Origin of the sequence: Belnapia rosea (assembly GCF_900101615.1) — a bacterium.
GTDB lineage: Bacteria > Pseudomonadota > Alphaproteobacteria > Acetobacterales > Acetobacteraceae > Belnapia > Belnapia rosea.
In genome coordinates, this window is the sequence record NZ_FMZX01000022.1 from 1 (window position 1) to 21,676 (window position 21,676).

At 71.6% G+C, this 21,676-nt stretch carries 21 protein-coding genes; 16 read left to right on the plus strand and 5 right to left on the minus strand.

What is annotated here, in order from left to right; translation table 11 throughout:
• From BLR02_RS23010 to BLR02_RS23020, 3 genes are all read right to left on the minus strand, one after another.
• A partial coding sequence (locus tag BLR02_RS23010; RefSeq protein ID WP_245704919.1) for a DHA2 family efflux MFS transporter permease subunit occupies positions 1–1,404 on the minus strand: 1,404 nt, incomplete at its 3' end.
• Positions 1,397–2,539: an HlyD family secretion protein gene (locus tag BLR02_RS23015; RefSeq protein ID WP_090571548.1), complete on the minus strand. Its 1,143-nt coding sequence runs from the start codon at positions 2,537–2,539 to the stop codon at positions 1,397–1,399. The genes BLR02_RS23010 and BLR02_RS23015, both read right to left, overlap by 8 nt.
• Positions 2,520–3,008, minus strand: a complete 489-nt coding sequence (locus BLR02_RS23020; protein WP_090571546.1) for a MarR family transcriptional regulator — start codon at positions 3,006–3,008, stop codon at positions 2,520–2,522. Before BLR02_RS23020 ends, BLR02_RS23015 begins: the two co-directional genes overlap by 20 nt.
• A gap of 246 nt (positions 3,009–3,254) precedes the next feature.
• Between BLR02_RS23020 and BLR02_RS23025 the strand changes: the two genes are divergently transcribed.
• The 16 genes from BLR02_RS23025 to BLR02_RS23100 all read left to right on the plus strand — a co-directional run bounded on the left by BLR02_RS23025 (position 3,255) and on the right by BLR02_RS23100 (position 19,452).
• Positions 3,255–4,256, plus strand: coding sequence for a Bug family tripartite tricarboxylate transporter substrate binding protein (locus BLR02_RS23025; RefSeq protein ID WP_090571544.1), 1,002 nt, complete (start codon positions 3,255–3,257; stop codon positions 4,254–4,256).
• Between the two features lie 34 nt (positions 4,257–4,290).
• Entirely contained in the window at positions 4,291–5,931 is a 1,641-nt protein-coding gene (locus BLR02_RS23030) for a flavin-containing monooxygenase (RefSeq protein WP_218127637.1), read from the plus strand.
• Positions 5,932–6,006: 75 nt separating this feature from the next.
• Positions 6,007–6,972 (plus strand): type I pantothenate kinase, encoded by a 966-nt coding sequence (gene coaA / locus BLR02_RS23035; RefSeq protein WP_408735497.1) that lies wholly within the window; start codon positions 6,007–6,009, stop codon positions 6,970–6,972.
• An 82-nt stretch (positions 6,973–7,054) separates the two neighbouring features.
• A complete protein-coding gene (locus BLR02_RS23040; RefSeq protein WP_090664790.1) occupies positions 7,055–7,864 on the plus strand; it encodes an NUDIX hydrolase in 810 nt (269 codons plus the stop codon).
• Positions 7,865–7,981: 117 nt separating this feature from the next.
• Positions 7,982–8,659, plus strand: a complete 678-nt coding sequence (locus BLR02_RS23045) for a TetR/AcrR family transcriptional regulator (protein ID WP_245704920.1) — start codon at positions 7,982–7,984, stop codon at positions 8,657–8,659.
• On the plus strand, positions 8,656–9,504 hold the full coding sequence (locus tag BLR02_RS23050) for a branched-chain amino acid ABC transporter permease (protein ID WP_090664792.1): 849 nt from the start codon (positions 8,656–8,658) through the stop codon (positions 9,502–9,504). Before BLR02_RS23045 ends, BLR02_RS23050 begins: the two co-directional genes overlap by 4 nt.
• The gene (locus BLR02_RS23055) at positions 9,501–10,463 is read left to right on the plus strand and encodes a branched-chain amino acid ABC transporter permease (protein WP_176849755.1); all 963 of its coding nucleotides are present in this window, start codon (positions 9,501–9,503) and stop codon (positions 10,461–10,463) included. The genes BLR02_RS23050 and BLR02_RS23055 overlap by 4 nt, the downstream gene beginning before the upstream one ends.
• On the plus strand, positions 10,460–11,170 hold the full coding sequence (locus BLR02_RS23060; RefSeq protein ID WP_090664794.1) for an ABC transporter ATP-binding protein: 711 nt from the start codon (positions 10,460–10,462) through the stop codon (positions 11,168–11,170). Before BLR02_RS23055 ends, BLR02_RS23060 begins: the two co-directional genes overlap by 4 nt.
• On the plus strand, positions 11,167–11,865 hold the full coding sequence (locus BLR02_RS23065; protein WP_090664795.1) for an ABC transporter ATP-binding protein: 699 nt from the start codon (positions 11,167–11,169) through the stop codon (positions 11,863–11,865). The genes BLR02_RS23060 and BLR02_RS23065 overlap by 4 nt, the downstream gene beginning before the upstream one ends.
• Before the next feature lie 28 nt (positions 11,866–11,893).
• A complete protein-coding gene (locus BLR02_RS23070; RefSeq protein ID WP_090664796.1) occupies positions 11,894–13,096 on the plus strand; it encodes an ABC transporter substrate-binding protein in 1,203 nt (400 codons plus the stop codon).
• A gap of 27 nt (positions 13,097–13,123) precedes the next feature.
• Positions 13,124–13,885, plus strand: a complete 762-nt coding sequence (locus BLR02_RS23075; protein WP_090664797.1) for an enoyl-CoA hydratase/isomerase family protein — start codon at positions 13,124–13,126, stop codon at positions 13,883–13,885.
• A 9-nt stretch (positions 13,886–13,894) separates the two neighbouring features.
• Positions 13,895–14,638 carry an SDR family NAD(P)-dependent oxidoreductase gene (locus BLR02_RS23080; RefSeq protein WP_090571761.1) on the plus strand — a complete coding sequence of 248 codons (744 nt, stop codon included), beginning with the start codon at positions 13,895–13,897 and terminating at the stop codon, positions 14,636–14,638.
• 64 nt (positions 14,639–14,702) lie between these two features.
• The gene (locus BLR02_RS23085) at positions 14,703–15,488 is read left to right on the plus strand and encodes an enoyl-CoA hydratase-related protein (protein ID WP_090664798.1); all 786 of its coding nucleotides are present in this window, start codon (positions 14,703–14,705) and stop codon (positions 15,486–15,488) included.
• Between the two features lie 82 nt (positions 15,489–15,570).
• The gene (locus BLR02_RS23090) at positions 15,571–16,557 is read left to right on the plus strand and encodes a tripartite tricarboxylate transporter substrate binding protein (RefSeq protein ID WP_090664799.1); all 987 of its coding nucleotides are present in this window, start codon (positions 15,571–15,573) and stop codon (positions 16,555–16,557) included.
• A gap of 33 nt (positions 16,558–16,590) precedes the next feature.
• A complete protein-coding gene (locus BLR02_RS23095) occupies positions 16,591–17,766 on the plus strand; it encodes an acyl-CoA dehydrogenase family protein (RefSeq protein WP_090664800.1) in 1,176 nt (391 codons plus the stop codon).
• 33 nt (positions 17,767–17,799) lie between these two features.
• The gene (locus tag BLR02_RS23100; RefSeq protein WP_090571628.1) at positions 17,800–19,452 is read left to right on the plus strand and encodes a cyclohexanecarboxylate-CoA ligase; all 1,653 of its coding nucleotides are present in this window, start codon (positions 17,800–17,802) and stop codon (positions 19,450–19,452) included.
• Positions 19,453–19,482: 30 nt separating this feature from the next.
• On the opposite strand, the gene aliB is transcribed toward BLR02_RS23100, so the two are convergent.
• Together aliB and BLR02_RS23110 are read right to left on the minus strand one after the other, a co-directional pair.
• Positions 19,483–20,649 carry a cyclohexanecarboxyl-CoA dehydrogenase gene (gene aliB / locus BLR02_RS23105; RefSeq protein WP_090571625.1) on the minus strand — a complete coding sequence of 389 codons (1,167 nt, stop codon included), beginning with the start codon at positions 20,647–20,649 and terminating at the stop codon, positions 19,483–19,485.
• A gap of 38 nt (positions 20,650–20,687) precedes the next feature.
• Entirely contained in the window at positions 20,688–21,668 is a 981-nt protein-coding gene (locus BLR02_RS23110; RefSeq protein WP_090571627.1) for a hydroxymethylglutaryl-CoA lyase, read from the minus strand.
• Positions 21,669–21,676 lie beyond the last annotated feature (8 nt).

Here is a 21,676-nt window from a genome sequence, read left to right on the forward strand (position 1 = left end):
CCCCCCCTCGGCCAGGAGGTAGGAGAGAAGCTGGCGCAGCAGGTCCACCGTGGTCGGATTGGCGGTGTCCTGGGAGGTGGCGAAGGCATGGGCATAGAGCTGGCCGCGCCGCTCGCTCATCACCGCGAGCAGGTTGGTGCCGATCGCCCCGCCGAGCTGGCGGACGAAGTTGAGCGCCCCGGAGCCCTGGCCCAGCAGTTGCGGCGGAAGCGCGCGCAGCGCCCCCGCGTTCAGGCTCGGCATGATGAGGGAAAGCCCGATTCGCCCCAGCGCTATCCACGCCGCCAGCGACCAGAAGGGGGTATTGGTGTCGAGCCCGGCCATGAGCAGCGAGGACCAGGCGAACAGCAGCAGCCCCGCGGTGATCATCACATCCGCCGGCAGCTTGTCGGTCAGCCGCCCGGCGATGGGGAAGGCGATGGTCAGGATCAGCCCGGCGGGCATCAGCACCAGCCCCGAGCGCGTCGCGGTGTAGCCCTGGATGGTCTGCACGAAGATCGGCACCAGGTAGGTCGAGCCGAAGATGCCGGCGCCGAACACGACGGCGACGACGGAGGCGCCGGAGAAGCTCGGGGATCGGAACAGCGCGAGGTTCAGCATCGGCGCGGCGGTCCAGGTCTCCCACGCCACGAAGGCGAGGCCCGAGGCCGCGGCGAGGGTCAAGTCGAGCAGCACCATGTGCGAGCGCCAGCCATGGCGCTGGCCGTTGGACAGCCCGTTGAGCAACACCACGAGGAACACCGACAGCAGCGCGAATCCGATCCAGTCGAAGGGCTTGCGCGGGCCGCTGGTCGCGCGCCCGGGCATGAACAGCGCGGAGAGGAACAGCCCCGCGACGCAGGACGGCAGCACCAGGAAGAACACGAAGCGCCAGTTGAAGTTGTCCACCATCAGCCCGCCGATGGTCGGCCCGAGCGCTGGCGCCAGTACCACGCCGATGCCGTAGATGCCCATGGCCGAGCCGCGCCGCTCGGGCGGGAAGACCTGGAAGATGGTCACCATCGCGAGCGGCTGCAGCACCCCCGCCGCGCCGCCCTGCAGCACCCGCGCGAGGATCAGGACCGGCTCGCTGGGTGCGAGGCCGCCCATCGCCGAGGCGACGACGAACACGGCTATGGTGCCGGAGAAGGTGGCGCGCTGGCCGAAGCTGTCCACCAGCCAGGCATTGATGAGCATGGTGCCGGTCATCGCCGCGAGAAAGCCGGTGGAGATCAGCTGGGCCTTGTCCTGGCCCATGCCGAATGTCCCCATGATGTCCGGCAGGGCGACATTGACGATGGTCGAGCTGAGCACGGTGCTGATGGTGCCCATCATCGCCGTGATCGTGACATACCACCGGTAGTTGGTCCCCCAGCGCTTCATGAGCGCGGGGAGCGAGCCGGGTGCCGGCGCCTGGTCAGTCACGGATGGCTGCCTCGACCTCCACCATCATCCCCGGGCGCAGCCGTCCTTCCTGCTGCGGCACGCGGATCCGCACCGGCAGGCGCTGCGAGATCTTGGTGAAATTGCCGCTCGGGTTGGGATTGGGCAGCAGAGCGAATTCGCTGGTCGCGGCCTGGCCGATGCGATCGACCGTGCCGTCGAGGACCAGGCCCGGATAGGCGTCCACCGTGACCCGCACCCGCCCACCCGGGCGGAAATAGCGGATGTCGGTTTCCTTGACGTTGGCATCCACGCGCACCGCGTCGGGATCGTGCACCATCAGCAGGCGCTGGCCCGGCGTGACGTATTCGCCCGGATCGACGAAGACGCGGTCCACCCGGCCGTTGAACGGCATGACGATGCGCCGGTCGGCGAGGTCGAGCGCGGCGCGCTCGCGCTGCGCCGTCAGGCTCGCCTGCTCGGCCGACAGGGTGTCGAGCTGGCGCCGCAGCACGTTGAGCTGCTCGCGCGCCGCGATGACCTCGGCGAGGGTGGCGCGCGCATTGGCCAAGTCGGCGCGCCGGGCGAGCACCGCCTGCCGGCCGGAATCGAGGGCGGCGCGACTCTGGTCGAAGCGGGCCCTGGTGCCGGCGCCGGTGGTCACGAGTTCCTGCGCGCGCGCGAAATCCGCCTGGGCCAGCTCGAACTGCGCCTCGGCCCCGGCGAGCGCCGCCTCGGCCGCCTCGACCCGGGCGCGCTGGGCCTGTTCCTGGCTGGAGGTCTGGTGGTCGATCATCAGGAGGCGCGCCTCGGTTTCGGCGCGGCGGGCGGCCACGCCGGCGAGCTGCGCCTCGACGTTGCGCAGGTCGAGCGCGGCGATGCGCTGGTCGATGGTGATGATCACCGTCCCCCGGGTGACGGAATCGCCTTCGGCGACATTCACCTCCGTCACCCAGCCCGGCATGCGGCTGCTCAGCACGACCATGTCGGCCGCGATGCGCGCATCATCGACATGGATATGGGTGAACTGCTTCATCAGCCACGAACCGGCGGCGACCAGCATGGCCCCGCCGACCACCACCGCGACCGCACGCCCCACGATCCGCCGCATCACCCGCATCCGCGCAGGCCGGGCGGCCGTCTCCGCCGGGATGCCGCTAGGCTGCCCTATGTCCATTCTCGCGATCCGTCCTTGCAGGCGCGGCGGCGAGATTGGCCGCCACGCGCTCGAACACCGCGAGGCAGAGATCGAGCTCTGCCGCGGAGATGCCGTCCAGCAGTTCCGACCGCACCGCGGCCGCGGTCTCCTCGATTAGCCGGAGCACCGGGATGGCCTTGGCCGTCAGGTGGACGGTCTTGGCGCGACGGTCCTGCACGTCGCCCACCCGGACGACCAGGCCTTCCCGCTCCAGGCAGTCGAGGGTGCGGACCAGCGTCGGCCCGCCGACGCCGACGCGGGCGGCGAGGTCCTTCTGGGTGAGACCGTCACCACTGCGCGCGAGGTGCAGCAGGGTCACCCAGCGGGCATCCGTCAGCCCGAACTCGCTCAGTCGGCGGTCGAGGCGCGCGCGCCAATGGCGGGCGATCTGCCCGAGCAGTACGCCGAAGCGTTCCTGACCGCCGAGGGGGGTTGCATCCAATCTCATCGCAGGCGATTAATTAGCAAAGCAATTAATCGCCCGCAATCGAAAATGTACCGGTGGCGCTACTCGCGGCGTTCCGCCGCCCCTCGTCGGTGCGTCGCCCGATGGCTGCTTTGCATGCCGCAGGAGAGGTAGTTGACGATTGCCGCGCCGGCTGCGCAGACTGAACGCTTGTTCAGCGGGCTGCAGCTCGCTGGACAAAGACACTGGAAAAGCAAACTGAAAAAAGAGTGGAGTGGAGGGGAAACCATGGAACGACGGAAGGCTGCGGCTATGCCGCGCCGCCAGGCGCTGATCGGCGGCGCGGCGCTGCTGTCACCAGCATTGCCCGCCCCGGCCAGGGCCCAGGAATGGCCGACCCGGCCGATCCGCTTCATCGTGCCCTTCCCCGCCGGCGGCTCGACCGACGTGCTCGGGCGGCTGCTGGCCGAGATGCTGCGCGACGGGCTCGGCCAGCCGGTGGTGGTCGAGAACCGCGCCGGCGCCGGCGGGAACATCGGCGTGGACGCCATCGCCAAGGCGGCGCCCGATGGCTACACGATGGGTGTCTCGGCGGGCGGGGCGCTGGCGATCAATGTCTCGCTGTTCCGCCGCCTGCCCTACGATCCGCGCCGCGACCATGAGCCGATCGCCCAGGTCGCTCGCACGGCGAACATCCTGGTGGTGAGCGCGCAATCGCCGATCCGCACCCTGCCGGAGCTGATCGCCGCGGCGCGGGCGCGGCCGGGCGGGCTGTCCTACGCCACCCCCGGGGTCGGCTCGTCGAGCCACCTCTCGGGCGAGCTGCTGCGCGTGCGCGCCGGGATCGACATCTTCCCCGTCCATTTCGCTGGCAATGCGCCGTCGAACACCGCGATGGTGCGCGGCGACGTCGCCTTCACCTTCGAGACCATGACGACCGGCCTTGCCGCGATCCGCGCCGGGCAGTTCCGCGCCCTGGCGGTGACCGGGGCGGAACGGGCGCCGGCGCTGTCCGACGTGCCGACCATGGCCGAGGCGGGCGTGCCCGACTGCGTCACCGACGTGTTCTTCGCCGTGATCGGCCCGGCCGGGATGCCCCGCGCCGCGGTCGAGCGCACCTCGGCCGTGCTGCAGCGCGGCCTTCGCGCGCCCGGCGTCGAGGAACGCTTCCGCGACACGCTCGGGCTCGAGATCGCCTCCACCTCGCCCGAGGAGACGCACCGGATCATCGCCTCCGAGATCGACCGCTGGGCCGAGATCATCCGCATTTCCGGCGCCCGCGCCGACTGACCGGCGCGCCGCCAATCGGCAAGGACCAATACCGATGACCACCATGACCGAGACCCGGCCTCGGGCCGCAGCTGCACCCGACACCGAGTTCGACGCCATCGTGATCGGCGCCGGCATGTCGGGTCTCTACCAGCTTATCCGCCTGCGCGAGCTCGGGCTGGGGGCGCGCGTTTTCGAGGCCGGCACGGGCGTCGGCGGCACCTGGTACTGGAACCGCTACCCGGGCTGCCGCTTCGATTCCGAGAGCTACTCCTATTGCTATTCCTTCGACAAGGACCTGCTGCAGGAATGGAGCTGGAGCGAGCATTTCGCCCCGCAGCCCGAGACCGAGCGCTACCTCAACCGCGTCGCCGACAAGTACGACCTGCGCCGCGACATCCAGTTCAACGCGCGGGTCAGGGCGGCCGAGTGGGACGAGGCCAGCCGCAGCTGGACCGTCACGCTGGAGGACGGCAGCCGCCACCGCTCGCGTTTCCTCATCACCGCGATCGGCGCACTGTCGGCGCCGACCATGCCGAACTTCCCCGGCATTGGCGACTTCCGTGGCCAGTCCTTCCACACCGGGCTGTGGCCCAAGGAGCCGGTGGATTTCGCCGGCAAGCGCGTCGCCGTCATCGGCACCGGCGCCTCGGGCGTACAGACCATCCAGGAGGTCGCCAAGGCCGCGCGGGAACTGGTGGTCTTCCAGCGCACGCCGAACTGGTGCGCGCCACTCCACAACGCGAAGATCCCGCCGGAGGAGATGGAGGAGATCCGCACTCGCTACGACGAGATCTTCCGGCGTTGCGACGAGACCTTCTCCTGCTTCCTGCACACGCCCGACCCGCGCAACACCTTCGACGTGAGCGCCGAGGAGCGCGAGGCCTTCCTCGAGAAGCTCTACTCGGAGCGCGGCTTCGGCATCTGGGTCGGCAACTTCAAGGACATGCTGACCAACCGCGAGGCCAACCGCGTCATCTCGAACTTCGTCGCCAACAAGATCCGCCAACGGGTGAAGGATCCGAAGGTCGCCGAGAAGCTGATCCCTACGAACCACGGCTTCGGCACCCGCCGCGTGCCGCTCGAGACGAACTACTACGAGGTCTACAACCAGCCCAACGTGACGCTGGTGGACACCCGCGAGACGCCGATCGAGCGCATCACGGAGACCGGCATCCGCACCAGTGAGCGGGACTACGAGTTCGACATCATCGTCTATGCCACCGGCTTCGACGCGCTGCGCGGCGCCTTCGACCGCATCGACTTCCGCGGCAAGGGCGGCGTGGCGCTGAAGGAGAAGTGGAAGGACGGCGCAACCTCGCTCGTCGGCATGCTCCAGGACGGCTTCCCCAACATGTTCATGCTGCTCGGCCCGCACGCCGCGCTCGGCAACATCCCGCGCTCGATCGAGTTCAACGTGGACTGGGTGACCCGCCTGCTGCACCACATGCGGGCCAATGGCCTGACCCGCGCCGAGGCGACGCCCGAGGCGATGGCAAAGTGGATGGACCATGTGATGGAGGTCGCCCAGGGGCTGCTCTCCATGGAGGTCGATTCCTGGATGACCGGCGTCAACGTCAATGTCGAGGGCCGGCAGGTGCGCCGAGTCGCGCGCTACACCGGCAGCGCGCCGACCTATCGCGCATGGGCCGAGGACATCGCAGCGCGCGGCTATGCCGGCCTGGCGCTGAGCTGAGGCCGGGCCCGCCATGGACCGCGCTGCCTTTCCGGTGGTTCCCTCGCCTCCCCGCGCCGCGGAGCATGGCGGCTGATGCCGCGGCTGGTCATGCTCGCCTCGGCGCGCGGCGAGTCCTGCGCGAAACCCCGCCCGCAGGAATGGGAACATTTCACGCGGCGCGACTGGGCCGCGCTCGCAGCCGGCACGCCGCCCGCCCTGACGCAAGCCGAGTACGCCGCGCTGTGCGGCTTGAGCGAGCCGGTCTCCTTCGCCGAGGTGACCGAGACGCTGACCCCGCTCGCCTGCCTCATCAACCTCGAGGTGGCGGCGGCGCGGCGGCTGGCGGCGGACAAGGCCGCCTTCCTCGGCCGCCCGGCGGAACGCCGGCCCTTCATCGTCGCCATCGCCGGCAGCGTCGCCGTGGGCAAGAGCACGCTCGCGCGCACGCTGCGGTTCCTGCTGGCGCGCTGGCCCGACCATCCGCTGGTGGATCTCGTGACCACCGACGGCTTCCTGCATCCGAACCGGGTGCTGGAACAGCGCGGCCTGATGCACCGCAAGGGCTTTCCTGAGAGCTACGATCTGCGCCGGATGGCCCGCTTCCTTGCCGATGCGAAGTCGGGGCTTGAGGTGCAGGCGCCGGTCTATTCGCACCTCGCCTACGACATCGTGCCCGGCGAGCGCCAGGCGGTGCGCCGGCCCGACATCCTGATCTTCGAGGGGCTGAACGTGCTGCAGACCACCGCCGCCTCGGTAGTGGCCTCGGACTTCTTCGACTTCTCGATCTACGTCGATGCCCGGACCGCCGACATCGAGGCCTGGTACCTGGAACGCTTCCTGCTGCTCCAGCGCACCGCCTTCCGCGACCCGGCCTCCTATTTCCACCGCTACCGCGACCTGCCGCGCGGGCAGGCGGAGGCGATGGCGCGCGACATCTGGCGGCGAATCAACCTGGTCAACCTCCGCCGCAATGTCGTGCCGACGCGCGAGCGCGCGCGGCTTGTGCTGTCCAAGCGCAGCGACCATGCCGTGGGGGAGGTGCTGCTGCGCCGCCACTGACCACGCCCCCGCGCCGCGATGGCGCCCCACGCCGCCTGTGCAGCCGGCCCCTGCTTGCACGCTGTCCGAGGCTCCCCTGCCCATGTCCGCCAGCCCCGCTTCCCCGGTTTCCGCCCGCGCCGCCGCCACCGTGCTGCTGTTGCGCGACCGCCCGCAGGGCATGGAGGTGTTCATGGTGGTCCGCCACCACGAGATCGACTTCGCCTCGGGCGCGCTGGTGTTTCCCGGCGGCCGCGCCGATCCGGACGATGCCGCGGTCGCCGAGGCCCTCGGCGGTGCTTCGCACGCCACGCCCATCCACGTCGCGGCGGTGCGCGAAACATTCGAGGAATGCGGCGTGCTGCTGGCCCGGCGGCGCGGCGAGCAGGGGCTGGTCGGCGCCGAGGTGGTGCAGCGGCTGGAGGCGCCGCGCGCCGCGCTGTGCCGGCGCGAGGCCGCCTTCGCCGACATCCTCGCCGCCGAGGACTTGGTGCCGGCGACCGACCTGCTGGTGCATTTCGCGCATTGGATCACGCCGCGCACCCAGCCCAAGCGCTTCGACACGCATTTCTTCCTGACCGTCGCGCCGGAGGACCATCTCGCCCTGCATGACGGCGGGGAGGCGGTCGATTCCGTCTGGATCCGGCCGGCCGACGCGCTGGACGATGCCGCCAACGGGCGCCGCAAGATGATATTCCCGACTCGTATCAACCTGATGAAGCTGGCGCGCGAGACCACCGCCGAGGCCTCGATCGGCGCCGCGCGCAGCGCGCCGATCGTCACCGTCGAGCCGGAATTCGTGCGCGCCGTCCCCGGCGGGCGCGAACTCAGGATCCCGCTCGCCGCCGGCTATGGCGGCGAGATCTTCCTCGCCCACGACATGCCGGCCTCGGGCGGGGCGCAGCCGCGTTGACCGGCCCGCGGCGATGATCGGACCTTCCATCGAAGGGCGCGCGCCCGCCCGGGCGGGCGGGCGGGAGTGCCGCGGCATGGCGCCCCGGCGGGACACCGGCGCACGCGGAGCCGGTCGGTGAGCGCGGGACGCGGTGCCCCCGTGTCGGCGCGCGCGGCCGGCCGCGGCCAGCCCGCCGCGGCCAGGCTGACCGCCGAGCGCCGGGCCCAGATCACCGAGGCGGCGGGCGAATTGTTCGGGCGCCGCGGCTATCACGCGGCGACGATGCGCGACATCGCCCTTCGCGTCGGCGTCAGCCCCGGGCTCATCTACAACTATGTCGAGGACAAGGAGGAACTCCTGCTCCTGGTCCTCGACAGCCTGCTCGATGCCTATGCCAGCGGTATCCCGGCGGCGCTCGCCGGGTTGCGCGATCCGCTCGCGCGCTTCGCCGCCGCGGTGGATACCTATTGCCGGATCGTCGCCGAAAGGCCCGAGGCGACCCTGCTCGCCTATCAGGAATCGCGTTCGCTGCGCCGCTCGTTGCGCGAGCACATCAAGCGGCGCGAGGTCGAGACGAATGCGCTGATCGCCGACTGCATCAGCGACGGCATCGCGCAGGGGCTGTTCCGGCCGGTGGATGCCGAGCTGACCGCCTATCGCGTGGTGATGATGGCGCATGGCTGGGCGCTCAAGACCTGGCGGCTGGCGGGGCGGATGACGATCGACGACTACATTGCCGACAGCCTCGAGATGCTGCTCGGCGCGCTGCTCACGCCGCTCGGCGCGCAACGGCGGGCGGAGGCGGCGCGGTGACCATCCAGATCCTCAACGGCCTCGTCTATGGCAGCCTGCTGCTGGTGCTGGCGGCGGGGCTGGCGCTGATCTACGGGCTGCGGCGCGTGGTCAATTTCGGCCATGGCGCCTTCTACATGCTCGGCGCCTATGCCGGCTATACGGCGGCGCAGGCGGGCGGCTTCTGGGCCGGGCTGGCGGCGAGCGCGGTGGTGCTGGCGCTGTTCGGCGCGGTGCTCGACCGGCTGGTGTTCCGCGCCTTGCAGGACCGCGACCCGCTGGTGACGGTGATCGTCACCTTCGGCCTGCTGCTGGTGATCGAGGATGCGGTGCAGTGGATCTGGGGCACCGAGGGCCGCTCGATGGATGCGCCGGCGCTGCTGGCGGGTTCCGTCGCGCTGGGCGGCGACGCCTTCCCGGTCTATCGCCTGGCGGTGATCGCCATGGCGGCGGGGCTGACCGCCGCGCTGCTGGCCTGGCTGCACCGTTCCCGCGCCGGGCTGTTCGTCCGCGCCGCGAGCCTCGATCCGGCGATCACCGCCGTGCAGGGGGTGAACACCGACGCGGTGGCGATGCTGGTCACCGCGCTCGGCGCCGCGCTGGCCGGGGTGTCGGGGGTGATCGCGGCGCCGTTCCTGTCGCTGTCCCCGGCGATGGGCGGGCAGATCCTGGTGGATTGCTTCGTGGTGGTGGTGGTGGGCGGGCTCGGCAGCCTGGGCGGCGCAGCGCTGGCGGCGCTGCTGCTCGGCCAGGTGCAGGTGCTGGGCGCGGTGCTGCTGCCCGACATCGCGGCGCTGATCCCGTTCCTGACCATGGCCGCGGTGCTGCTGTGGCGGCCGACCGGGCTGGCGGGGAAGCGGCTGTGAGCGGGGCAGGGCGGATCGCCGCCGGGGCGCTGGCGACCGCGGCAGCGGGGCCGGCGATCGCGGCGCTGGTGCCGCCGGGCGTGCTGCTCTCGCTGCTGGCGCAGGCCTGCATCTACGCCATCCTCGCGCTGTCCGTCGGCGTGCTGGCGCGGCAGAACGGCATGGTCAGCTTCGGCCATGCGGCGATGTTCGGCGCCGGCGCCTATCTCGCCGGCATCGGCCTCGGCGCGCCCGGGCTGCTGCCGGCGGAAGCGGCGCTGCCGCTGGCCGTGCTGGCGGTGGCGGCGGTCTGCTTCGGCCTCGGGCTGATCGTCGTGCGGGTGCACGGCATCGCCTTCGCCATGCTGACGCTCGCCCTCGGCCAGGCCTGCTTCGAGGCGGCGAACAAGGCGCGCGGCGTGACCGGCGGCGCCGACGGGCTGACCGTGGCCCTGCCGCGCGAGATCTTCGGCCTGCCCGCCGCCACCTTCCAGTGGGCCGAGGGGATGTTCCTCATCGCCTGGCTGGCGATGGTGGCGCTGGCCGCGCTCGCCGCGCTGCTCGCGCGCAGCCGCTTCGGCCTGCTGACCGAGGCGATCCGCGAGAACGAGGAACGCGCCCGCTTCCTCGGCTATGGCACGGTGCTGCCGCGCGCGGCGGTGTTCGCGCTGTCGGGCGGCATCGCCGCGGCGGGCGGCGTGCTCTATGTGCTCTACAACGGCTTCGTCTCCCCCGAGACGGTGCATTGGAGCGTCTCGGGCTCGGCGCTGATCATGGCGCTGCTCGGCGGCACGCGCACGGTATGGGGGCCGCTCGCCGGCGCGGCGGTCTATTTCCTGCTGCGCGAGCAGCTGGTCGAGGTGACCGAGCGCTGGCTCGGCCTGCTTGGCATCCTGCTGGTGCTGGTCATGGTGTTCCTGCCGGACGGGCTGTCGGGCCTGCCGCGGCGGCTGCGCCGGCAGCGCGGGGCCGAGGCATGAGCGCGCCGGCGCTCTCGGCGCGGGGTCTCGCGCGCCATTACGGCGGCGTCGCGGCGCTGCGCGGCGTCGATCTCGACCTCGTGCCCGGCGAGATCCGCGGCCTGATCGGCCCCAACGGGGCGGGCAAGTCCACGCTGGTGGACGTGCTGTCGGGCCGCGCGCCGGGCAGCGGCGGCAGCGTGCGGCTGTTCGGCCAGGACATCACCGGCCTGGGGCCGGCGGCGCGGCGCCATGCCGGGCTGGCGCGCTCCTTCCAGCGCACCAGCATCTTCCCCGCCCTGCCGGTGGGCGCGCAGCTCGACCTCGCGGCGCGGCGCGTCGGCGCGACCGACGCGCCGCGCCTGCTTGATGAGCTGGACCTCGCGCGGCTCGCCGCGGTGCCGGCCGAGCAGACTGCCTATGGCGACCAGCGGCGGCTCGATCTCGCCCTCGCGCTGGTCGGCCCGCCGCGCGTGCTGCTGCTCGATGAACCGGCGGCGGGGCTGACGGCCGAGGAATCCCTCGCGCTGGCGGACCGGCTGCGCGAGCTCGCCCGCGCGCGGGGCGTGACGGTGCTGCTGGTCGAGCACGACATGGAGGTGGTGTTCCGCATCTGCGAGCGCATCACCGTGCTCGAACTCGGCGCCATCCTCGCCGAGGGCACGCCGCAGGAGATCCGCCGCCACCCCGAGGTGGTGCGCGCCTATCTCGGGAGCGCGGCGGCATGATCCTCGAACTCGACGGCGTGCATGCCTTCTACGGCGAGGCGCATATCCTGCACGGCGTCAGCCTGGCGGTGGCCGAGGGGGAGCGCGTGGCGCTGGTCGGGCGCAACGGCGTGGGCAAGACCACCACGGTCAATGCCGTGCTCGGGCTGGCGCGGGTGCGGGCGGGCACGGTGCGCTTCCACGGAGCGGCGCGGACGCTGCCGCTGCGGCCCTACCGGGCGGCGCGGGCGGGCATCGCGGTGGTGGTGCAGGGCAGGCGCATCCTGCCCAACCTGACGGTGCGCGAGAACCTCCTGCTCGGCGCCGCGGTGCGGCGGCCGGGGCCATGGACGCTCGCCTCGGTCTGCGCGATGTTCCCCATCCTCGCCGAGCGCGCGGCGACGCCGGGCACCGCGCTGTCGGGCGGGCAGCAGCAGATGCTCGCCATCGGGCGCGCGCTGATGGCCAATCCGGACCTGCTCATCCTCGATGAGCCGAGCGAGGGGCTGGCGCCGGTGGTGGTGGACGAGCTCGGCGAGGCGCTCGACCGCCTGGCGACGCGCGAAGGCACGGCGCTGCTGCTGATCGAGCAGCATCTGGGGCTGATCCGCCGCGCCGCGCGGCAGTTCCACGCGATGGCGAAGGGCAGGATCGTCGCCTCGGGGCCGGTTGCCGGCCTCGACGAGGCGGTGCTGCACGAGCATCTGGGCGTCTAGCGTCAACCAAGGGAACAGGAGGAACGTCATGCGAACCAGGAGAGAAGCGATCATCGGCGCCGCCGCCTTCGGCGCTTCCGCCGCCGGGCTTGCCGGGGCGGCGCGCGCCCAGGCGGGGCGCGATCCGATCCGCGTCGGCGTGCCCACCTCGCAGACCGGCGCCTATGCCGTGCTGGGCGAGGAGGTGATCCGCGGCGTGCAGTTCGCGGTGGATGAGGCCAATGCCGCCGGCGGCATCGACGGCCGCCAGGCGGAGTTCCGCATCGGCGACGAGCAGAGCAACCCCGACGCCGCGCGCCGCGCCGCCGAGCGCCTCGCGCAGGGCGGCCACGGCCTGCTGATCGGCGCCATCTCCTCGGCCAGCGGGCTTGCCATCGCGGGCCAGCTCGATCGGTGGAACGCGCTCTACGTCTCGACGGTCAACAAGGCCGACCGGCTGACGGGCGAAGCCTGCGGGCGGCGGCTGTTCCGCGCCAACCATTCCGATGCGATGGACCTGATGGTGGTGGCGCCGTGGCTGCGCGGCCGGCCGGAACGCAAATGGGGCATCTGCGCGGCGGACTACGTCTGGGGCCGCGATTCGGCGGCCGGCTTCACCCGCGCGGCGCAGGAAACCGGCAAGGAGGTCGCGCTCAGCGTCTTCCCGCCGCTCGGCACGCGCGACTACGCGCCCTACATCTCGCAGCTCAAGGCGACCGAGCTGCAGGGGGTGTGGGTGGTGCTCTCGGGCGGGGACGCGATCAACTTCGCCAAGCAGGCGCGGCAGTTCGGCCTGTCGGCGGAGCTGACGATCGTCGGGCACGCCTATATCGTGCCGACGACGCTGCGCGCGGCGGGCGAGGACGTGGTCGGCTCCTATGGCGTCATCAACTACGACGCCTCCCTCGACACGCCGCAGAACCGCCGCTTCGTCGAGGCCTGGCGCCGCCGCTTCAACCAGGACCCCGGCGAATACGAGGCCGAGACCTATACCGGCATGCGCCTGATCTTCGAGGGCGTCCGCAAGGCCGGCAGCACCGATGCGGACAAGGTGGCGCAGGCGATGAACAGCCTGGAGTTCGAATCGCCCTTCGGCATGGTGCGGATGCGCGCCGAGGACCACCAGCTGGTGATGCCGAACCTGATGGGCCGCGTGGTGCGCGACGACGGGCGCGTGCACCGCGCGATCGAGATGACCGTGCCGGTCGCCGAGGCGACGCCGCCGCCCTCGGCGACCTGCCGGATGGGCTGAGGCGCCCGCAGAAAGGAAGGAAGCAGGATGTTCGAGGTCGAGCGGCGCGAGGGCGTCGTCGTGGTGACGATGAACCGCGCGCCCGCCAATGCCATCAGCGAGGAGTTCCTCGCCGGCTTCAACCGCGTGCTCGACGGGATCGAGCGCGAGGGCCTGCCGCGCGCGCTGCACATCCGCAGCGCGCTGCGGTTCTTCTCGGCCGGCGCCGATCTCAAGGAGATCGGCGGGCGGTTCGGCGCCGAGGATGGGGTGCGCGACATGCTGCGCCATGTCGCCGCCTTCCATCACCTCTATGACCGGATCGAGCGGCTGCCGCTCGTCACCATCGCCGAGATCAACGGCCCGGCGCTCGGCGGCGGGCTGGAACTGGCGCTGTCGTGCGACTTGCGGATCGCCGCGCAGGAGGCGCGGATCGGGCTGCCGGAAGCCGGCATCGGCCTGATCCCCGGCGCCGGCGGCACGCAGCGGCTGACCCGGCTGTGCGGGCCGGGCGTCGCGGCGCGCATCATCCTCGCCGCCGAGGCGGTGGACGGCGCCACCGCCGAGCGCCTTGGCATCGTCCAGTGGGCGGTGCCGGGCGGCGAATTGCCGGCGCGCGCGCGCGCGCTGGCCGACCAGGTGGCCGGCCTCGCGGGGCCGGCGCTGGCCGCCTGCAAGGCGTGCATCCGCGCCTCGACCGACCGCGCCCCGGACGGCTACGCGATGGAGCACGACGCGATGCGGCGGCTGATGACCACGGAGGAGGCGCGCAAGCGCGTCTCGGCCTTCCTCGAAAGCAGACGAAAGTAGGAGCGAGAGATGAAACTCAACGACAAGGTGGCCGTGGTGAGCGGCGGCGCCTCCGGCATCGGGCGCGCCACCTGCCTGGCGCTGGCGCAGGCCGGCGCGCGCGTCTTCATCGGCGACCTCAACCTCGAGGGCGGGCGCGAGACCGCCGCGCGCATCGCCGCCGCCGGCGGCCAGGCCGAGGCGCTGCCGCTCGACGTCACCAAGCCCGAGGCGGTTGCCGCCTTCGCCGCCGCGGTGCACGCGAAGGTCCAGCGCGCCGATGCGGTGATCAGCACCGCCGGGTGGGACCGCATCGAGCCCTTCGTGAAAAATCCGCCCGAGTTCTGGGAACAGATCGTGCAGATCAACTACCTCGGCTGCGTGCGCTTCGTGCGCGCCTTCCTCGACCCGATGATGGAAGGCGGCGGCGGCAGGGTGGTGACGGTGGCGAGCGACGCCGGGCGCGTCGGCAGCATGGGCGAGACGGTCTATGCCGGCGCCAAGGGCGGCGTCATCGCCTTCACCAAGTCGCTGGCGCGCGAGATGGCGCGCCACGAGATCACCTGCAACGTGGTCTGCCCGGGGCCGACCGACACGCCGCTCTTCGCCGCCCAGCCCGAGCGGATGCGCGAGGCGCTGGCCCGAGCCATCCCGCTCAAGCGCGTGGCGAAGCCGGAGGAGATCGCCGACGCGATCCTGTTCTTCGCCTCCGACCGCTCGCGCTACATCACCGGCCAGACGCTGAGCGTCTCGGGCGGGCTGACCATGTCGTGACGGGTGCGGGGCCGCCGCGCCCCGCGCCCTCCCCTTTTGCGCCCCTCTCCAGGAGAACACACCGATGGACTACACCGACATCCTCTATGCCGTGGAGGATTCCACGGCGATCATCACCATCAACCGGCCCGACCGCTACAATTCCTTCCGCGGCCGCACGGTGGAGGAGCTCATCAATGCCCTCCAGCGCGCCTGGGTGGACCAGAAGGTCGCCTGCGTGATCCTGACCGGCGCGGGCAGCAAGGCCTTCTGCACCGGCGGCGACCAGAAGGAATACGTCGAGACCGGCGGCTACGGCACCAGCGCCAACGGGCTGTGGGAAGTCGAGACGCTGCAGAACACCATCCGCGACATCCCCAAGCCGGTGATTGCGGCGGTGAACGGCTTCGCCATCGGCGGCGGCCATGTGCTGCATGTGCTGTGCGACCTGACCATCGCATCCGACAATGCCCGCTTCGGCCAGGCCGGGCCGCGCGTCGGCTCCTTCGACGCCGGCTGGGGCACGGCGCTGCTGACGCGCATCGTCGGCGAGAAGAAGGCGCGCGAGATCTGGTTCCTCTGCCGCCAGTACACGGCGGAGGAAGCGAAGGAGATGGGCCTCGTCAACAAGATCGTGCCGCAGGCCCAGCTGATGACCGAGGCCAAGGGCTGGGCGGCGGAGATCGCGGCGCTGAGCCCGACCGCCATCAAGTTCCTGAAGTATTCCTTCAACGCCGATTCGGCCCATGCCTACGGCACCACCAAGATGGCGATGGCCGCGCTCGACGGCTTCGGCCACACCGAGGAAGCGATGGAAGGCAAGCGCGCCTTCGTCGAGAAGCGCAAGCCGGACTTCTCGCCCTTCCGCTGAGCAAGGGGCGCGGGGAACCGGACCATCACGGGCGCGGGCGGATCGCCGCCCGCGCCCGCCACAAGGCAGGGAGGCGGCGGCGATGAACAACAAGCACAATCCTGGCATCTCGCGCCGGTCGCTGATGGCCGGGATGGGCGGCGTGGCGCTGGCGGCGCCCGCATCGGCGGCGTTTCCCGACCGTCCGGTGCGTCTTGTCGTGCCCTATGCCGCGGGCGGGGGCACCGATGTCGTCTCCCGCCTCGTGGCGCAGGCGATCACCGCCCGGCTCGGCCAGCCGGTGGTGGTCGAGAACCGCACCGGCGGCGGGGTCGTCGGCGGCTCGGAAGTCGTCGCGCGCGCGGCGCCCGACGGCTACACGCTGCTGGTGGCGACCACCAGCCACACGGTCAACCCGACGCTGCTGCCCTCCCTGCCCTACGACACCGAGCGCGACTTCGCCCCGGTGGCCATGTTCAGCGAGGTGCCGATGGCGCTGATCGTCCACCCGGCGGTGCCGGCGGCGGATGCGCGCGCCTTCCTCGCGCTGCTGCGCGCGCGGCCGGGCGCCTTCACCTATGGCTCGGCCGGGGTGGGCAGCACGCCGCACCTGGCGGGCGAACTGTTGCGGCTCCTGGCCGGCGTGGACATCCTGCATGTCGCCTATCGCGGCAACGGCCAGGCGCTGCAGGATCTGGTGGCGGGACAGATCCAGTTCATGTTCGACCCGGTCTCCACCGCCTCGGCGCTGGCGCGTTCGGGCAGCGTGCGCGCCCTCGCGATCAGCACCCGCGCCCCTTCGCCGGTCTTTCCCGGCGTGCTGACGCTCGAGGAAGCGGGCGTCGCGGGCTTCGACTGCCGCACCTGGAACGCCGCACTCGCGCCGGCGCGCACGCCGCCCGAGGCCGTGGCGCGGCTGAACGAGGCGGTCATCGCCGCGCTGGCCGAGCCGGCGCTGCGCGCGCGCTTCGCCGAACTCGGCGCCAATCCGGGCGCGCCCATGCCGCCGGCGGCGATCGGCGCCTTCATCACCCGCGAGATCGAGCGCTGGGGCGATGTCGTCCGCCGTTCCGGCATGCGGCCGGCATGACCGGCGCCGCCAGCGCATGAAAGGCAGGAACCCATGAACCCCATCTTCGAACGCCTCGAACGCCGCCGCGGCTGGACCGCGGAGGAGACGCTGCTGCTCGACCAGGTGCGCCGGCTCTGCGCCGAGCAGATCGCCCCGCGCGCGGCCCATCACGACCGCAGCGGCGAATTCCCCTTGGACAATATCCGCCGCATCAACGAGCTCGGCCTCAACCGCATCTTCCTGCCCGAGGCCCATGGCGGGGTGGGGCTGCGCTTCCGCACCTATCTCGAGGTGGTCAAGATCCTCGCCGAGGCCTGTGCCTCCACCGCCATCATCTATGCCACCAACTACCATGCGCTCGGGCCGCTGATGGATTTCGGCTCCGAGGAGTTGAAGGCGCGCGTGCTGCCGCGCATCGCCGAGGGCGCGCTCGGCGCGCTCGCCATCACCGAGGCGGTCGGCGGCTCCGACGCCACCGCCATGACCACGCGCTTCCGCCCCGAGGGCGACGAAATCGTGGTCGATGGCGGCAAGGTCTTCATCACCAGCGGCGACGTGGCCGATTTCCTGCTTCTTTTCGGCAAGTGGGAGGGCATCGCCGATCCCAAGGGCGCGATCAGCCTGCTGGTGATCGAGCGGCAGGCGGTGCAGGGCTACAAGGTGCTGCGGCTCGAGGAGAAGCTCGGCCACCGCGCCTCCTCGACCGCCGCGCTCGCCTTCGAGGGCTGCCGCGTGCCGCGCGCCAACCTGATCGGCGCGCCGGGGGATGGGCTGAAGCTGCTGTTCGCCGCGCTCAACCGCTCGCGCCCGTCTGTGGCGGCGCATGCGCTCGGCATCGCGCGGGCGGCCTTCGGCGACATGGTCGCCTATGCCAATGACCGCCGCTCCTCCGGCCGGCGGATCGTGGATTTCCAGGCCAACCAGTTCACCATCGCCGATGCCGCGACCGACCTCGCCATGGCCGAGGCGTGGCTCGACTACCTGTGCGGCGTGATGGAGGACGGGGAGGAAGGCTACGGCCTCGAATCCTCGATGGCGAAGATGCGCGCCTCCGACCTCGCCATGCGGATCGCCACCGACGCGATCCAGATGCATGGCGGCTACGGCTACATCCAGGACTACCGGGTGGAGCGCCTTTTCCGCGACGCCAAGATCACCCAGATATGGGAAGGTACGAACCAGGTGCACCGCCAGTTGATCGGCCGGAGTTTTGCCAGGCGCGACTGATGGGCGGGCGCCCACGCAACGGAGGCAATGTCCATGCAGTTCGCCCCGATCCTGCCCGAGGCCCGCATCCGCGCCATGCGCGCGGCGGGGCTGTGGGGCGACCATCTGCTGACCGACAGCCTGGATGCAGCGGTCGCCGCGCAACCGGGCGCGACCGCCATCGTCGGCCGCAACAGCCTGACCGGCGAGCGCGCCTCGCTGACCTATGCCGAGCTCGCTGAGCGGGCGGAGCGCATCGCGCTCGGCCTGTCGCGGATGGGGGTCGGGCGCGGCGACGTGGTCTCCTTCCAGCTGCCCAACTGGTGGCAGTTCACCGCCCTGCACCTGGCGTGCCTGAGGATCGGGGCGGTGACCAACCCGCTGATGCCGATCTTCCGCGAGCGCGAGCTCGGCTTCATGCTCGGCCTGGCCGAGAGCAAGGTGTTCATCGTGCCGCAGCTGTATCGCGGCTTCCATCACGCGGCGATGGCGCGGACGCTGCGCCCGTGCCTGCCGGGACTCGCCCGGCTGCTGGTGATCGGCGGGGAGGGCGAGGAGGATTTCGACCAGCTCCTCGCGCCGCAGCCCGGGGCCGATGCGCGCGCGATCTTCGCTGCCGGGCGGCCCGGCGCCGACGAGGTGGTGCAGATCCTCTTCACCTCCGGCACCACCGGGGAACCGAAGGGGGTGATGCACACCTCCAACACGCTGTTCAGCAATGTCCGCGGCTATATCGAGCGCATCGGCCTCGGGCCGGCGGACGTGCTGATTATGTCCTCCCCCATGGCGCACCAGACCGGCTTCATGTACGGGCTGATGGCGCCGATCCTGCTCGGCGCCAAGGTAGTGCTGCAGGACATCTGGCAGCCGGAGGAGGCGGCCGACCTGATCGAGGCCGAGGGCGTGACCTTCACCATGGCCTCGACGCCGTTCCTGTCGGACCTCGCGGATGTGGGCGCGCGCCGGCCCGAGGCGGTCCGCAGCCTGCGGATGTTCCTCTCGGCCGGGGCGCCGATCCCGCGCGTGCTGGCCCGCCGCGCCGCCGAGGCGCTCGGCGCCACCATCATCTCCGCCTGGGGCATGACCGAGAACGGCGCCGCCACCACCACCCGGCCGGACGACCCGCCCGAGAAGGCCTTCGAGACCGATGGCTGCCCGCTGCCCGGCGTCGAGCTGCGGGTGGTGGATGCGGAAGGCCAACCTCTGCCGGCCGATCAGGAGGGCCGGCTGCAGATCCGCAGCGCCAGCAACTTCGTCGGCTATCTGCGCCGCCCGGAATGGTTCGGCACGGATGCCGAGGGCTGGTTCGAGACCGGCGACCTCGCGCGCTTGGATGCGGACGGCTATGTCCGCATCACCGGCCGCGCCAAGGACATCATCATCCGCGGCGGCGAGAACATTCCCGTCGTCGAGGTGGAGGGCCTGATCTACCGCCACCCCGCCGTGCAGGAGGCGGCGGTGGTCGCCATGCCGGATGCGCGGCTCGGCGAGCGGGCCTGCGCCTTCGTCGTGCCGCGCCCCGGCGCCGGCGCGCCGAGCCTCGCGGAACTCAACGCCTTCCTGCTGCGCGAGCAGATCGCCAAGCAGTACCTGCCCGAACGGCTCGAAGTGGTGGAGCAGATGCCCAAGACGCCCTCGGGCAAGATCCAGAAGTTCCAGCTGCGCGAGCGGGCCAAGGGCCTGACGCCCGAGCAGCGGCAGGGCTGAGCGGAGGCGGCGCTCCGGCGCGGCGGGGCATCAGCCCTGCCGCGCGTATTGCACCGCGACGCGGCCGATCCTTTCGCGCGCGATCACCAGCTTCATGATCTGCGCCGTGCCGTCGCCGATCTCGAGTCCCATCACGTCGCGTAGCCGCTGCTGGTGCGGCAGGTCCTTCGAATAGCCGGCATGGCCGTGGGTCAGCAGGCATTGGTGGATCACCTCCACCGCCGTCTTGGGGGCAAGCCACTTGCACATCGCCGCTTCCGAGGTGTGCGGCAGGCCGTGGTCGCGCAGCGCCAGGGTCTGGTAGCAGAGCATCCGCGCCGCGGCGAGCATGGTCTCCCCCTCGGCGAGGGGGAAGGTCACGCCCTGGTATTGCGCCAGCGGCGCGCCGAAGGTCCGGCGTTCCTGGATATAGGCCCAGCTCTCGTCGAGCGAGGCCTGCGCGGCGGCGATGCATTGCAGTCCGATCAGCGCGCGGCTGTAGTCGAAGCCCTGCATGACCTGCACGAAGCCGCGGTTCTCCTCGCCGAGCATGTGGTCGGCCGGCACCTTCACGCCGTCGAAGAAGACCGAGCCGCGGCCCACCGCGCAGGTGCCGAAATCGTCGAAGCGCGAGCGCGAGATGCCCGGCGCGTCGAGCGGCACGAGGAAGGCGCTGATGCCGCGCGCGCCGTCCTCGGGGCGGCCGCTGCGGGCGAAGACGACGATCCCCTCGGCCTGGTCGGCGCAGCTGATCGAGGTCTTCTCGCCCGACAGCACCCAGCCATTGCCGGCGCGCTCGGCGCGCAGCGCGAGGTTGGCCGCGTCCGACCCGCCGCGCGGCTCGGTGAGGCCGATGGCGACGATCGCCTCCCCGCCGACGATGCGCCGCACCCAGTCCTGCGCTAGCGGCGGCGCCGCGTGGCGCAGGATGATGCTGCCCATCAGCGAGCCGAGCAGCTGGACATAGCTGACATTGATGTCGGCATGGGCCACCGCCTCGACCACCAGCCCCGCGGTCACGCAGGACTGGCCGAGGCCGCCATGGCTCTCGGGCATCTCGGGCGCGATCAGGCCGAGGCCGCCCATCTCCCGCAGCAGCGCGCGATCGAGCGCGCCGGCCTGTTCGCGCGCGCGGTATCCGGGCGCGAGGCGGCTGGCGGCGAAGCGGCGCGCGGCGTCGGAGATCGCCTGCTGCTCCTCGGTCGGTATGAAGCTCATTTGTGGTTCCCTCGCGGATGTCCCGCCCCTGGTCGCGATCAGCCGTGGCCGGCGGCGGCGCCCGCCCGCGCGCGGTATTTGGCGAGCGAGCCGGCATGCATGACATGCCCGCCGAGCGGACGGCCGATGATGCGTTCGGCGAGGCGCGCCGCCTCGATCAGCTTCTCGAGGTCGAGGCCGGTCTCGATGCCCATCTCGTGGCAGAGGAACACCATGTCCTCGGTGCAGATGTTGCCCGCGCCGCGGCTGTCGCCATGCCCCGCGAAGGGGCAGCCGCCGAGCCCGGCGATCGAGCTGTCGAACAGATCGACGCCCATCTCGAGCGCCGCCAGCACATTCGCCGCGCCGAGCCCGCGCGTGTCGTGCAGGTGCAGCCCGATGCGGGTGGCGGGCAGCGCCTCGCGCAGCATGCCCACCAGCCGGCGGACCGATTGCGGATTGGCCCAGCCCATGGTGTCGGCGAGATAGACCTTCGGCAGCACGATGCCGCGCTCGGCGCAGGTGCGGTGCGCCCAGACCAGCTCGTCCACCGCGCGGGCCGGCGGGATCTCGCCCTCGAAGTTGCAGCCGAAGGCGGCCATGACCAGCGCGCGCTCGACCTTCAGCCCCGCCTCGGCATAGAGGTCGAGCCAGCGCAGCACGCGCCCGCGCATCTCCTCGGCCGAGCAGTTGTTGTTGCGCCGCGCAAAGGCGTCGGAGGCATAGAGGCTGATCTTGCCGGCGAGATCGACGCCGGGCGTGGCGCGGGCGCGCTCGAAGCCCTGCTCGTTCAGCCAGACCGCCTCGTAGCGCACGCCGGGGCGGCGGCGGATGGCGGCGAAGAGCGCCTCGGAATCCGTCATCTGCGGCACCGCCTTGGGCGAGACGAAGGAGGCGACCTGCACCGCCTTGAGGCCGGTCTCGGCCAGCGCCTCGACCAGCGCGGCGCGCTGTTCGAGCGGATAGACCCGCGGCTCGATCTGGAAGCCCTCGCGCGGGCCTTCCTCGTGGAACTCGACGCGCTTCGGCAGATCGGACATGCGTCCTG